Below are 12,642 nucleotides of genomic sequence, written 5' to 3'. Positions count from 1 at the left end.
TTATATATTGCCATTGCTTCTTTTTTTTCTTAAATATGCCTCTATGAACTTTTCTAATTCTCCGTCCATAACACTAGAGACATCTCCTGTCTCATAGTCTGTGCGATGGTCCTTGACCATATTATAAGGATGCATGACATAAGAACGTATTTGGCTTCCCCATTCTATTTTCTTTTTGTCAGAATCATAATACTTGGATAATTCCTGCTCTTTTTTTGATTTCTCGTATTCATAAAGCCTGGCTTTCAGTATCTTCATGGCCATCTGTTTGTTCTGATGCTGGGACCTTTCGTTCTGGCACTGGGCGACTATGCCTGTAGGCACATGGGTGATACGCACCGCCGAATCTGTCGTATTTACGCTTTGGCCGCCTGCTCCTTTTGAACGGTATACATCTATGCGTAAATCACTTTCGCTGACTTTTAAATCAATCTCTTCATCTACCTCAGGAATTACATCTACTGACGCAAAAGAGGTATGCCTGCGCTTGTTGGCATCGAATGGAGATATACGCACCAGCCTGTGAACCCCTCGTTCAGCCTTAAGATAACCGTAAGCGTAATCACCGGTCATTAGCACAGTTACGTTTTTTATACCGGCTTCGTCTCCGGGAAGGACATCCATTACTTTAGCGCTATATCCCTGCTTCTCAGCAAAACGGATATACATCCTCATAAGCATAGAAGCCCAATCGCACGACTCAGTGCCGCCTGCCCCTGAATTGATGCTGAGGATGGCGTTATTTTTATCAAACTCTTCGCCCAGGAGTGTCTTAAACTCCAATCTTTCCAATTCCGCAGAAAGCTTGACAGTCTCTCCGGATAATTCGCTTAAAAAAGAACTATCCTGGCTGCTAACTATCCCGGCCATTTCCCTGATCTCTATGAATTTATTATAAGAAGCCTGCCAGGGCTCTACTATGCCTTTTAAAAACTTTAACTGCTTGACTGTCTTTGCCGATTGTATGCTGTCATCCCAAAAGCTTGCTGAAGACATCTGGTTAGATAAAGCATCTATTTCCTGCTTCTTATTATCTATGTCAAAGATAACCTCTTAGTTGCTGAAGTTTTATTTCTATCTGTGCCAGGCTTGCTTTTAACTCGTCTAACATTATTACTCCTTATACTTTTTGACTTTCATTAAGTCTTCCTGATGCCCCTTAAAGAAAGCACCAGCTCCTCTTCATTATCAGAGAAACGTTTGGCATTTTCTTCGGTGATCTTGCCCTCTCTGACCAACCTGACCAAATTTTGGTTAAAAGAAGACATCCCGAAAATATTGCCTTCTTCTATAAACTGGGGTATCTCCCAGGTCTTGGCTTCCCTGATAAGCCTGCTTATCGTCGGAGTCAAAAGCATGACTTCGTAAGCCGGTATTCGCCCGGCTTGGTTATTAAGCGGGAGCAGCCTTAATGAAATAACTCCTTTTAACAAATAGGAAAGCTGTATCCTTATCTGCTGGTGTTGATGCGGCGGAAAGAAATTGATTATTCTTTCCACAGTCTGCGCGGCATTTACCGTATGCAGGGTACTTAAAACCAGGACCCCGGTCTCTGCTGCCCTAAGGGCAGCTGCCATAGTCTCGACATCCATGATATTGCCGATAAAAATCACATCTGGGCTCTGCAGATTGAAAGAACGCAGCGCTACCGCATATGAGCTTACATCCTGGCCAAGCTCTCTTTGGTTTACAATTGACTGGTTGTCTTTAAATGTATATTCTATCGGCTCTTCTACGGTAAGGACATGCCTGTTTGTGTTGCTGTTTATATACTCTATCATGCTTGCTATGGTCGTGGATTTACCGCTTCCGGCACTTCCGGTCAAAAGCACGAGCCCTCTGCTTTCCGAACAAAGCTTCTTAAGTATATCCGCAGGCAGGAACAACTCCTCAAAATTAGATACCGTATTGTTAATATTCCTTATTACAATCGAAGGCCAATTCCTCTGCAAAAAAATACTTACGCGGAAACGCCTGGACATCTCATCGCTGTAAAGGGCAAAATCGATATCTAATTTCTGCCTGAAAGCCTCCCGCTGTTTCGGAGTAGTAATATCATCCACTGCTTTTAAGACCTGTTCAAGGCTTAATACCTTGTCTCCTACAGGCATGACCTTGCCGTCTATGCGCAGGTGCGGCACGCCTCCGGCACGGAAAAATAAATCAGATGCTTTTTTATCGACCATCTCTTTTATAAAATCTTTTATCAGCATGTAACACCTCCCAAAAAATTCAATATTAATAGTGGTTTATTATAGCACTAATTTGCTTATTTGTCTTTCCAGTTTTAACAGTATCCCCTTATTCTTCTTGCCGTAAGCATATCCGCCTATGTCCTTGCCGGAACTCACTACCCTATGGCATGGTATTATTAAAGGATAGGGATTTTTTCTAAGGATTGAACCTACTGCCCTGTATGCTTTAGGCCTGCCGGAGGCGCGGGCCACCCATTTATAAGTGCGCACCTGGCCTAATGGTATACTCAAAACTACTTTATAAACTTTTCTGGCAAAAGGGCTGATCATTTACCGATTATTTTTTTTCTTCTCAGGATATGGTGATAAGCGAGGGCAAAACGATGCGCTTCATCGCGTATCCTGCGCACTATATTCAATGCGGCAGAGTCTTTAGACAACCTTACAGGGCCTTTACTCTCCATGACATAAATATTCTCTTCGGCTTTAGCGATACTGGCTAAAGGAATAGGTGCAGCGAGCTTACCCAGCTCTTCGTAAACAGCCTGAAGATGCCCCTTGCCTCCGTCAATAATGATCAAATCCGGTAAAGGCAAGCTATTATTAAGAAGCCTCCCATAACGCCTTCTTACCACTTCTTTTATCATGGCATAATCATCGATTGCATCTATAGTCTTTATACGGAACCTGCGGTAATTGTTTTTATCAGGCGATCCTTTATAAAAACTTACCATCGAGCCGCATGCCTCTTTACCGGAAATATTGGAGATATCAAAAGCTTCAATCCTGTAAGGCGTCTTCTTAAGGCCCAACGCCCTCTTAAGTTCAACCAGATTATCTAAAGTAAAATCCTGTATATCCGAGTTAGAGATAGCCGCCAAAGCCCCTATTTGATCGCGGACATGAGCAGCCTCCTCATAATTATGAGAATCCGCCGCCTCCTGCATCTTAAGCCTAAGCCTGTTAGATAAATCCTGGTATTTAGAATTCAAAAACAATTTTATCTGTTCTATCAACTCATTGTACTGCTGTTTGGGTATCCGGCCCTGGCAAGGCGCAGGGCACAACTTTATCCTTCCATACAAGCACATTTTATGAGGCATATTCTTGCAGGAACGGAAACCGAATATTTTACGTATTAATTTAAGCGCCTGCTTGAGGAATGCGGCATCAGTGTAAGGCCCAAAATATACGGCATTATCATTTTTATCTATGGTTTTCTTCCGGCAAATAGAGATAACCGGAAAATCCTCATTGGTTATCTTTATACGCGGAAAACTTTTGTCATCTTTCTGGCTGATATTATAAGGGGGCTGCTTATCCTTTATAAGAGACGCTTCCAGGATCTCTGCCTGGCTTTCTGTATTTACTCCTATATATTCGGCATCACAGACTTTAAGCATCATTGCCTGGGTTTTGCCGGATATATTCTTACGCAAATAAGAAGATACGCGCTTTTTAAGCGCTTTGGCTTTGCCCACATACAATACGTTTCCCAGGCTATCTTTAAAGATATATACCCCGGGTGTATCCGGGAATACATTTATCTTCTCTCTTAGCTCTTTTTTGTTAACCATGCCTGTTTTTGAGTTCAAAAACCCATCTGAAAAAATCCCGCGCCTCTTTTACGCGGAATAAAAAACAAAAAATCAAATAAAAAACAGCTCCTATCAACACTATCCCCGATATCTTTAACAATTTTAACGGCATCGCCCCGTCAAAAGATGAATATCTAGAACAATAAAACAGCGCCATGCTCATGGCAATGCTGGCCAGCAAAATCTTTGTGAAAGAAAAAACAACTTCTTTAAGGCCGAAACCTCCGAGTTTCTTTCTCAACATAATTCCCAGCACCAGAAAGCTGATTATACCGGATAAAGAGGTAGCCAAAGCCAAACCTGCTAATTTCAAAGGGAACATAAAAATAGTATTGAATATTATATTTAAGGCTAAAGTAAGAATAGAAACTTTGGCCGGGGTTACGGTATCTTTTAAGGCAAAATAACAACATTGGATTATTTTTATGCCTGCGTAAGCAAAAAGGCCGATACTATAATAAAATAGCGCGCTTGCCGTTAAGCCTGTTGCATAGGCATCAAATTTCCCGCCCTGGAAAAGCGTAAAGACTATTTGCTGTGATAAAACCATGAACCCGGCAGAAGCCGGGATCATTATAAAAAATACCGTCCGCAGCCCCCAAGAGAGTGTTTTCTTTAAATTCAGGAGCCCTTCTTCCAATGCCTGCGTGGAAAAAGTAGGCAATATTACCTGCGCAAGGGAATTACTGAATATACCTATAGGGAATTGTATAAGCCTGTAGCCGAAATATAACCCGGCTACTCCCCCCTCTCCGACAATTGAAGATAAAGAGCCGTATACGGAATCAATAAAAGTATTTAACTGGTATATTGCCGAGCTACCCAGCCTGGGCAGCATAAGATGGCCTATTTCAAAAGCAGCCGGGTGCTTAAAATGTTTCGGGAACCTGAGACGGAACCCCTTCTTATATAAAACGGGAATCTGTATAGCTAATTGGAGCAGGCCTCCTATCAGAACACCAAGCGCTAGGCCTTTTATATTCTCGCCGAATATTAAAGCAAATACTATTATGGAGATATTTAAAATGCAGGGCGAAAAAGCCGGCACGGAAAAATGCCGGAGTGAATTCAGAATAGCTGCCGAATAAGCAGATAACCCTACCAGCAAAATATAAGGGAAAATCAGCCTGTTTAACCTTATTGTTGCTTCCAGTTTGTCCGGTTCGGCTATAAACCCGGGGGCTATAATACGTACTATAGCCGGAGAGAAAGTAATCCCTAACACTGTTATTCCGGCTAATACCACTAAAAGCAGGTTTAAAACTACATTCGCAAGCTCCCAAAAATCTTCTTTTGAATGCTTGACCTTATATTCGCTAAAAACAGGCACAAAAGCAGAATTTGCAGCACCTTCTGCCACTAAATCCCTGAAAAGATTCGGTATTCTGAAAGCTATTACAAAAGCCTGGGCATAAACATACACCCCGAACAGCCTGGCTATTACTATATCCCTGATAAACCCAAGCAGGCGGGAACAAAGTGTAGCAAGGCCGATTATCCCGCTTGATTTAGCTATCTGCCTGTTTGAATCATGAGTATTTTCTGTCCCCATGTTAAATATTGACACCTCTATTCAATTATGTTATATTTACTAAAATCATTCAAAAGGAGAATTTGATATGCCTAGACGCAGAACATCGATCAAAAGAAAACGCGCAGACAGCAAAAGGCGCCTGAGAAACCTAAAGATAAAAAATGAATTAAAGAAAGTCCTTAAAAAATTCAATTCTTTGGCAGCAGCAAAGAACATTGAGGAAGCGAAGAAACTTCTCAGCATGGTTTTTTCTAAGCTTGACAAGGCCGCCAAGAAGAATGTAATCCATAAAAGTATGGCTAGCCGCAAGAAATCACGCTTAATGCAGCGTATCTCCAAAAGCGCATAACTTAACAACCAGTTTTTCAAGGGCAAATTGAGCTTTCAATTTGCCCGTTTTCATTTCTATATCGCAATCAAGCAACAATTTAAGCTTCCTTCGCCTATCTTTAAGCGGACCCCGGTAATTCTCCCAGGAGTACCTTAACCCCCCCAGGATACGCTCGGGCTTTTCTCCTTTATCCAGCAATAACCCAAGCGTTCGCAAGGCATATCCAGGATGCTTTGAGTCTATCTGCCTTACTAAATTGAAAGTGTCAACCCGATCCTCCTGCCTGAAACGGAAGACTTTGGCTCCTGTGATGACCTGACGGATAAACTTGTCTTTTGCTTCAAACCGGTCTATATCCAGGATAAGCAGGTTATTTGTATGCGGCTTTGATGCATAAGAGATAATGAACTCCTGTATGCTTTTATCCAGAAGCTGGGCATGCCTTATAACTACGATCCTTTTATCGGATTTAAAGGGAAGGAATAATAATTTTTCTTGAAGATTGGCTAGTTTGGTTTCGCGGGCGCTGAAAGTATCGGTATTGAACTGTTCTGTTTCCTTATTTAAGAATTCTTTTTTTATCCTGCCTAGCTGCGCATCCTTTGAGAAAGGATCTTCTCCTATAAAAACATAAATCCCGTTATCAATTCTTACCATTGCTCAACTGTACGCTCGACTATCCTGCGGGCTAAATCATTAATGGCATCATTTACAGCCGTGGCTTCCGATTTGCTGAGTGCGCCCTGGGTAAAATAAGTATTATCTCCGGTAAAATTTCCTTCCTGCCAAAGCATCTTCTGTTCTTTCTGGTCCCACAAGGTGATATTTACGCTTATGCTTACCCTGTATTCCTTGACTTCATCGCTTTCTGTGTAACGCAAAGGGTCCTTGCGAAAATCAACCACCTCACCCTTTAGAATGAGATCGGCAGTTTCGGAATTCACCGGGCGCAAGTTACCGTCAAACAAATACTTATCGACGACCTTTCTGGTTACGTCTGTCTCAAGTTTTGGCCTGTATAATTTATATTTATTGGCGGTATCGGTATCCCTGGTTATGTCTATTTTATTGAGAAAAGGCGCAATATATATAGTACGGTATTTATTCGAAATCATGGACCGGGTTGTATACCCGCATCCGGTAAGCGCCAAGGTCATGAATAGCATGGTTGAAAAAATTGCAAATTTAATGAATAAGCCATAATTTATAGTGTGTCTTCTGCGACCTATCATTTCTTCCTTTCCAATACCCTCATTCTCTCTAAAGCCTTTGCCGCCCAAATACTATTTGGGTATTTTTCAATTATATCCTGATAATAAATCATGGCTGGCTTAAAGTCCCTCTGCTTCTCATAAAAGAAAGCTATATTATAACTACTTTCTGCCTCTTTTTCGTTAAGCTCCTGGATATTCTTTTCAGCTTCCCTGGATAATTCCGCATCGGGATGCTCCATTAAAAAGTCTTCAAACCTGTCCTTGGCATCCTTGGCAGCCCCTAAATCATAGTCCGGCCCGCGGGAAAGGCTTGCCCGGCATTCTGCAATCTGGAATTTGGCGGCCTCGACCCATTCGCTGTCAGGGTAATTATTAATGACTTTATCAAATGCTTCCTCGGCATCATAATAACGCATAAGCCCTTTAAGCACCAAACCCAGTTTATATTGCGCTTTGGCTGCCAACGGCCCGTATGTAGAGTTTTCAACTACTTTTGTAAAAATCTCTATTGCCGGGTTTTCAACCGCAAAAGTGGCACCAAGCCCTTTACGCTTGTACCCTGACATAAACTCTTCGCCTATCTTATATTCCTTCTCAATTATCTCCTGTATCCTTTCAGAAAAAGGGTACTTATCAATGACCTTTTGGTAGGCGGTGAAGGCTTCGTAAAGATTCCCCTGTTTTTCTTCTATTAAACCCAGGTAATACTGGCTTTCTGAAGCCTCAAAAGCTTTAGGGTATCTTTTTATAAGCTTTTTAAACTCCCTGTCTGCCTCGGCTAACTGCCCTGAATCATATAGGTCTTTAGCAAGTTTGAACTGCTCTTGCGGCGTGCCCTTGACCTGGTTCTTTGGATTGACCCATTTACCGGTTTTGGGGGTCCAAATCCAATAAGCGCCTGCATCCTGCGGTAAGAAAACAGCAAGAACAGAAATGGTTATAATAAAGAAAAAAGCCTTTTTCATATTAAATTAAAGTAACATAGAGCAGAATGTTTGTCAATTGCTAAGTAGGCAAAGTAGGTTTGTTCATGGTCCATAGTTCATAGTTACGGATAGCAGGCTAAGTAAAGTGGAAATGGCCTGCCGGGAAACGGTCAAAGAAGGCTATCATTTTTACCAAAATGAAAACCATAAGTTCCAAGGGAAGGCCGAAGACCCATGATAAGTCTTTAAACAACAGAGCAGAAATTATAAATATTAATCCGTTTATAACAATTAAGGACGCGTAAGGTACGATTATTGCATTTGCCACAACCGCGATTAAAGAAAAGGTCTTGAAATAATACAGGCTTAGCGGCAGCAACCCTGCCCAAACAGATAATGAAGAGATAATTAATAAAACCGGGAATTTAAGGTATTTATTCTTTAAGAGATACCCGAATATCGGCAATGATCTGATAGCCGGAACCAGTATTATCATGGCAAGCATACTTATAAAAGTGAACTGAAAACTTGGCTGAGCTATTTCTGAAGGGAAAAGCACCAGGATTACTAGAGCGGCCAGTGACAGGCAATTCAAGATATCCGGCTCCCTTTCTAAAACATAAGCCAATAATGTAACCGTAAACATAATTGTCGAGCGCATAAGCGGGCTACTTGCTCCAGCAAAAAGGCAATAAAATATCAATAGTATAACGGAAAAAGAAGTCCTCAATGCGTAAGGCAATCTCAATAACTTCAGGAATATCAGGCTGACGAACACTATGACACTTAAATGCAGGCCTGAAATGGAAATTATGTGCCCGGTACCGGTGTTTATAAACATTTTCTTAAGCTGCAGCGGTAAATCATCTTTTAACCCCAGCAGCATTGCATTTACCAGTGCCGACGATACCGGAGAAAGCCTGGAGTTGATAATCAGGCTTATCTTGCTTCTCAGCTTGGATAACCAAATAAAATTAAACACACCCCTGGCAGCTTTTTCCTGCGCCGGGCAGCTTTTAATGATAAAAATTTTTGATAACCTTTTTTTGCGGCTATCCGGGTTATCCATTAGGCGCGCCTCTACTAAAAGCCTGTCTCCAAAGGAAACCGGTTTTTGCTGCATATACGCCAGGAATTTCCCGCTGCATTTGCACCTGTATCCATCAACATTCATGCTGTATACGTTAAAGAAAAATGAAACCTTCCCCGGATATACTGTCGGCTGGCTGGCAACAACACCCTCTAAAATTATTTCCCTGGAACTTGGGCTGATAAAATTAGCTGCATCATCATCCGGCCTTAAATGCTCTGCCGCTAAAGCGAAGGCCCCTAGTGAAATAAATAAGAAAAAAATGATTAACAGAAAAATCCTATCGTGATTTATACACCAGAAACAAAACCCAAATAATATAATAACCGGAATATAAAACTGGATAAGCCCAAGATTTACCTTAAAAGCAAGGCCCAATCCAAGGCAGAAACTCAAAGCTATCCACAAACTTATATATTTCATTGATCGGCTTTCAAGAAATCCTTCAGCCTGCAGAATTTATTTTCTCCGACACCATGGATATTTTTTAATTCCTCTATATTTTTAAATCCCCCCTGCAAATTCCTGTATTCAATTATCCTATCAGCCAAAGAAGGCCCTATGCCTTTGATGCCCAATAAATCTTCATACTTGGCTTTATTTATGTCCAGCTTGAACTCGTCGGAAGAAACAAAATACATTCTTTCCATTTTTTGGCACTTCTTTAATAAAATTTTACTGCTGATCCCAATAAAGATAAGCGCCGCAATAAATATTATTGCCTTTTTTTCATCTTTGGTTAAGAAAAGCACATTTTTGCCCTCCTGATATAAGACGCATACAGATGTTATTTCTAACAGGGATTGGTTCATAGAGCATGGTTCATGGTTGGTTGTCTTAGCATGGATAAATGTAAGCGTCAGCATAAATTATCTATGAACCATGATCTATGAACTATGAACCAAATATCCTTTTCTTTGCATTCGCCAGATATTTTAGGTATAATTATTTATATGGACACCCCCAGGATCCTTGTAATCGACGACGACAATAACACCGTGCGCGAGATAACGGACCTTCTTAAACCCGAAGGGTTTGAAGTTTTTACATGTGGTAACGGCGAAGAAGCCTTGGGTAAGGTCAGAGGAATCAAGCCTGATATAATTCTGTTGGACCTTATGCTTCCCGACCAAAGCGGATTCAGGATTGCAAAAGACATAAAAGCCGAACCCAAACTTACGGATATACCGATTATTGCGATTTCACTGAAAAAAGAGGATATTGACAAACATATTGCGGCAAAAAGCGGGATTGCTGAATATTGCGAAAAACCGTTGGATTATAATAAATTGATCTTTATTATCAAGGATATATTGAAAAACAGGCAGGGGTAAATCAGACTACGATGTTGACAAGTTTGTTGGGCACGAATATAAAACTTCTGATATTCTTACCGCTAATCCAGGGTTGTACCTTCTGATCACGCAAGACTAATTCTTTTAACTCTTCTTCTCTAACATCAAACGGGACTGCGAGCTTAGAGCGCAGCTTACCATTTACCTGGACTACTATATCAACAACAGAATCAAAAAGATAATCCGGGTTATACTGCGGCCATTTTGCCTTAAATACAGATTCTTTGTTCCCTAAATTCTCCCAAATTTGCTCTGCAAAATGCGGGGCTATCGGGGCCAGCAACACAACTAACGTAGAATAATCCTCTTTATCTGCCCCGGACTGATATAAAACATTTGTCAGCTCCATTAAACTGGCAATCGCGGTATTAAATTTAAACTGATTTATATCATCAGTTACTTTCTTAACTGTTTTATGCAGTATTTTTGCGGTGGCCAGCCCTCCTGATTTATCTGCCGGGCCATCCCTTAGGTTATCCTGCAGGCGCCATACCCTGTTTAAGAACTTGGATGCTCCCTCAATCCCCCTGTCATCCCACTCCAGTTCAGTTTCCGGAGGCGCGGCAAAAAGTATAAAAAGCCGCAGGGCATCTGCACCGTATTTCTTTATAATCGAATCTGGGTCAACTATATTACCTTTTGACTTTGACATTACTTCGCCTTCTTTAAGGACCATCCCCTGTGTAAGCAGGCATGTAAACGGCTCGTCAAATTCCACCATCCCCAGGTCTTTGAAAAATTTAGTAAAAAAGCGTGAATAGAGTAAATGTAAAATAGCGTGCTCTATTCCCCCGATATACTGGTCAACTGGCATCCAATATCTAGCCTCCTGCTTATCAAAAGGCGCCTCATTAAAAGAAGGGGAACAGAATCTCAGGAAATACCACGACGAGTCAAAAAAAGTAGCCATGGTATCTGTTTCGCGCCTGGCAGAGCCATTGCATTTAGGGCATTTGACATTTACAAATTTTTTCACTTTTGCCAAGGGGCTGCCACCCTCACCGGTAAAAGGGGCATCAGCCGGCAATTCAACAGGCAGGTCATGATATGGGACAGGCACGATCCCGCATTTTTCACAATATATAACCGGTATAGGTGTACCCCAATATCGCTGTCTTGATATAAGCCAATCGCGCAGCCTCCAGTGTGTCTGGATTTTGCCTATCCCTTTTGCCTCCATCCACTTTGCAATCTCGGACTTTGCCTTTTGGTTATCCAATCCATCAAATTGCCCAGAATTAACCTGGAAACCATCCCCCTCATACGCTTCAGTCAATTCCTGTGGACTGTGGACTGTGGACTGTGGACTGTTTATAACTATTCTCATAGGTAACCCATGTTCTTTAGCAAAAAGAAAATCCCTCTGGTCATGAGCCGGCACTGCCATAATCGCGCCTGTGCCATACTCCATTAAAACATAATCACCGATCCAAACAGGGATAGTTTCATTATTCACCGGGTTGATACAATAACGGCCGCTGAAAATACCCTCTTTTTTAACATCTTCTTTGGAGAGTATGTTCTTTTTTTCTTTCTTTACCTTATTGATAAACTTCCTGATCTCTGGCTCATGTGCTATGCCTTTTATAATATCCTCGACCAAAGGATGCTCCGGTGCTAAAACTACGTAGCTGGCGCCGAATATAGTATCTACACGGGTGGTAAAAACCGGTATCGTGATATCATCATTGCCTTTAATTTTAAAATAAATCTCCACGCCCTGGCTCCTGCCGATCCAGTTAGACTGCATTGCAATAACGCGCTCCGGCCAATTTTTAAGCTTTCCCAGATCTTCAAGCAGCCGTTCTTTATATCCGGTGATCTTTAAAAACCACTGGTCAAGTTTACGCTGCTCAACTTTGCTATGGCATCTCCAGCACTCTTCACTTATCACTTCTTCATTAGCAAGTGTGGTTTCGCAGTTCGGGCACCAGTTTACATTCGAGGCTTTCTTGTAAGCAAGGCCCTTCTCAAACATTTTAAGGAATATCCATTGGTTCCACTTATAATAAGTGCTGTCGCAGGTAGATACCTCCCTTGCCCAATCATAAGAAAAACCCATCTTCTTAAGCTCAACGCGCATCCAGTCTATGCATTTATGGGTCCAGGCATCGGGCTTGGTTTTGTTCTTGATTGCAGCGTTTTCTGCAGGCTGGCCAAAAGCGTCAAAACCCATCGGATGCAGGACATTATAACCCTGCATCAACTTAAACCTTGCGGCAACGTCGGCAATGGCATAATTCCTTACATGGCCCATATGTATCTTGCCCGAAGGATAAGGGAACATCTCAAGCAAATAATATTTCTTATTGCCCGGAGAATATTCAGCGCGGTATAGACCGCTCTTATCCCAATATCCCTGCCACTTCTTCTCTATTTCCTTAAAATCATATTCCATA

At 41.6% G+C, this 12,642-nt stretch carries 13 protein-coding genes; 2 read left to right on the top strand and 11 right to left on the bottom strand.

The features are described from left to right. From prfB to murJ, 5 genes are all read right to left on the bottom strand, one after another. Positions 1-1,111, bottom strand: a protein-coding gene (gene prfB, locus C4533_00690) for a peptide chain release factor 2 (GenBank protein RJP29544.1) whose coding sequence is annotated in 2 segments (ribosomal slippage) — positions 1-1,050 and positions 1,052-1,111 — 1,110 coding nt in all. Because the reading frame shifts where the segments join, the coding sequence is not laid out codon by codon here. 28 nt (positions 1,112-1,139) lie between these two features. Then, entirely contained in the window at positions 1,140-2,213 is a 1,074-nt protein-coding gene (locus C4533_00685; GenBank protein ID RJP29543.1) for a PilT/PilU family type 4a pilus ATPase, read from the bottom strand. Positions 2,214-2,252: 39 nt separating this feature from the next. After that, complete coding sequence (locus C4533_00680; protein RJP29542.1) at positions 2,253-2,525, bottom strand: MGMT family protein; 273 nt, start codon at positions 2,523-2,525, stop codon at positions 2,253-2,255. Next, entirely contained in the window at positions 2,522-3,772 is a 1,251-nt protein-coding gene (locus tag C4533_00675) for an excinuclease ABC subunit UvrC (protein RJP29541.1), read from the bottom strand. The genes C4533_00680 and C4533_00675 overlap by 4 nt, the downstream gene beginning before the upstream one ends. Then, the gene (murJ, locus tag C4533_00670) at positions 3,765-5,345 is read right to left on the bottom strand and encodes a murein biosynthesis integral membrane protein MurJ (GenBank protein ID RJP29540.1); all 1,581 of its coding nucleotides are present in this window, start codon (positions 5,343-5,345) and stop codon (positions 3,765-3,767) included. The genes C4533_00675 and murJ overlap by 8 nt, the downstream gene beginning before the upstream one ends. A 67-nt stretch (positions 5,346-5,412) precedes the next feature. Here murJ and rpsT point away from each other — a divergent pair, with 67 nt between their 5' ends. Further along, positions 5,413-5,676, top strand: a complete 264-nt coding sequence (rpsT, locus tag C4533_00665) for a 30S ribosomal protein S20 (GenBank protein ID RJP29539.1) — start codon at positions 5,413-5,415, stop codon at positions 5,674-5,676. Here the strand turns inward: rpsT and C4533_00660 are convergent. The 5 genes from C4533_00660 to C4533_00640 form a co-directional block, all read right to left on the bottom strand. After that, complete coding sequence (locus tag C4533_00660; GenBank protein RJP29538.1) at positions 5,647-6,315, bottom strand: hypothetical protein; 669 nt, start codon at positions 6,313-6,315, stop codon at positions 5,647-5,649. The genes rpsT and C4533_00660 overlap by 30 nt on opposite strands. Further along, positions 6,309-6,890, bottom strand: coding sequence for a hypothetical protein (locus C4533_00655; GenBank protein ID RJP29537.1), 582 nt, complete (start codon positions 6,888-6,890; stop codon positions 6,309-6,311). The genes C4533_00660 and C4533_00655 overlap by 7 nt, the downstream gene beginning before the upstream one ends. Beyond that, the gene (bamD, locus tag C4533_00650; protein RJP29536.1) at positions 6,887-7,837 is read right to left on the bottom strand and encodes an outer membrane protein assembly factor BamD; all 951 of its coding nucleotides are present in this window, start codon (positions 7,835-7,837) and stop codon (positions 6,887-6,889) included. The genes C4533_00655 and bamD overlap by 4 nt, the downstream gene beginning before the upstream one ends. A gap of 97 nt (positions 7,838-7,934) precedes the next feature. After that, on the bottom strand, positions 7,935-9,311 hold the full coding sequence (locus C4533_00645) for a ComEC family competence protein (protein ID RJP29535.1): 1,377 nt from the start codon (positions 9,309-9,311) through the stop codon (positions 7,935-7,937). Next, positions 9,308-9,754 (bottom strand): hypothetical protein, encoded by a 447-nt coding sequence (locus C4533_00640; protein RJP29534.1) that lies wholly within the window; start codon positions 9,752-9,754, stop codon positions 9,308-9,310. Before C4533_00640 ends, C4533_00645 begins: the two co-directional genes overlap by 4 nt. A 30-nt stretch (positions 9,755-9,784) precedes the next feature. Between C4533_00640 and C4533_00635 the strand changes: the two genes are divergently transcribed. Further along, positions 9,785-10,222 carry a response regulator gene (locus tag C4533_00635; protein RJP29533.1) on the top strand — a complete coding sequence of 146 codons (438 nt, stop codon included), beginning with the start codon at positions 9,785-9,787 and terminating at the stop codon, positions 10,220-10,222. A gap of 1 nt (position 10,223) precedes the next feature. On the opposite strand, the gene C4533_00630 is transcribed toward C4533_00635, so the two are convergent. After that, positions 10,224-12,641, bottom strand: a complete 2,418-nt coding sequence (locus C4533_00630; GenBank protein RJP29532.1) for a leucine--tRNA ligase — start codon at positions 12,639-12,641, stop codon at positions 10,224-10,226. Position 12,642 lies beyond the last annotated feature (1 nt).

The sequence above is a fragment of the Candidatus Omnitrophota bacterium genome, from assembly GCA_003598025.1.
Lineage (GTDB): Bacteria > Omnitrophota > Gorgyraeia > Gygaellales > Profunditerraquicolaceae > Profunditerraquicola.
Note: the sequence above shows the minus strand (reverse complement) of the source record. Positions and strands in the feature narration are given on the sequence as shown.

Coding starts and splice junctions, on each gene's coding strand:
- C4533_00685 (RJP29543.1), bottom strand. CDS start 2,213: ATGCTGATAAAAGATTTTATAAAAGAGATGGTCGATAAAAAAGCATCT.
- C4533_00680 (RJP29542.1), bottom strand. CDS start 2,525: ATGATCAGCCCTTTTGCCAGAAAAGTTTATAAAGTAGTTTTGAGTATA.
- C4533_00675 (RJP29541.1), bottom strand. CDS start 3,772: ATGGTTAACAAAAAAGAGCTAAGAGAGAAGATAAATGTATTCCCGGAT.
- murJ (RJP29540.1), bottom strand. CDS start 5,345: ATGGGGACAGAAAATACTCATGATTCAAACAGGCAGATAGCTAAATCA.
- rpsT (RJP29539.1), top strand. CDS start 5,413: ATGCCTAGACGCAGAACATCGATCAAAAGAAAACGCGCAGACAGCAAA.
- C4533_00660 (RJP29538.1), bottom strand. CDS start 6,315: ATGGTAAGAATTGATAACGGGATTTATGTTTTTATAGGAGAAGATCCT.
- C4533_00655 (RJP29537.1), bottom strand. CDS start 6,890: ATGATAGGTCGCAGAAGACACACTATAAATTATGGCTTATTCATTAAA.
- bamD (RJP29536.1), bottom strand. CDS start 7,837: ATGAAAAAGGCTTTTTTCTTTATTATAACCATTTCTGTTCTTGCTGTT.
- C4533_00645 (RJP29535.1), bottom strand. CDS start 9,311: ATGAAATATATAAGTTTGTGGATAGCTTTGAGTTTCTGCCTTGGATTG.
- C4533_00640 (RJP29534.1), bottom strand. CDS start 9,754: ATGCTGACGCTTACATTTATCCATGCTAAGACAACCAACCATGAACCA.
- C4533_00635 (RJP29533.1), top strand. CDS start 9,785: ATGAACCAAATATCCTTTTCTTTGCATTCGCCAGATATTTTAGGTATA.
- C4533_00630 (RJP29532.1), bottom strand. CDS start 12,641: ATGGAATATGATTTTAAGGAAATAGAGAAGAAGTGGCAGGGATATTGG.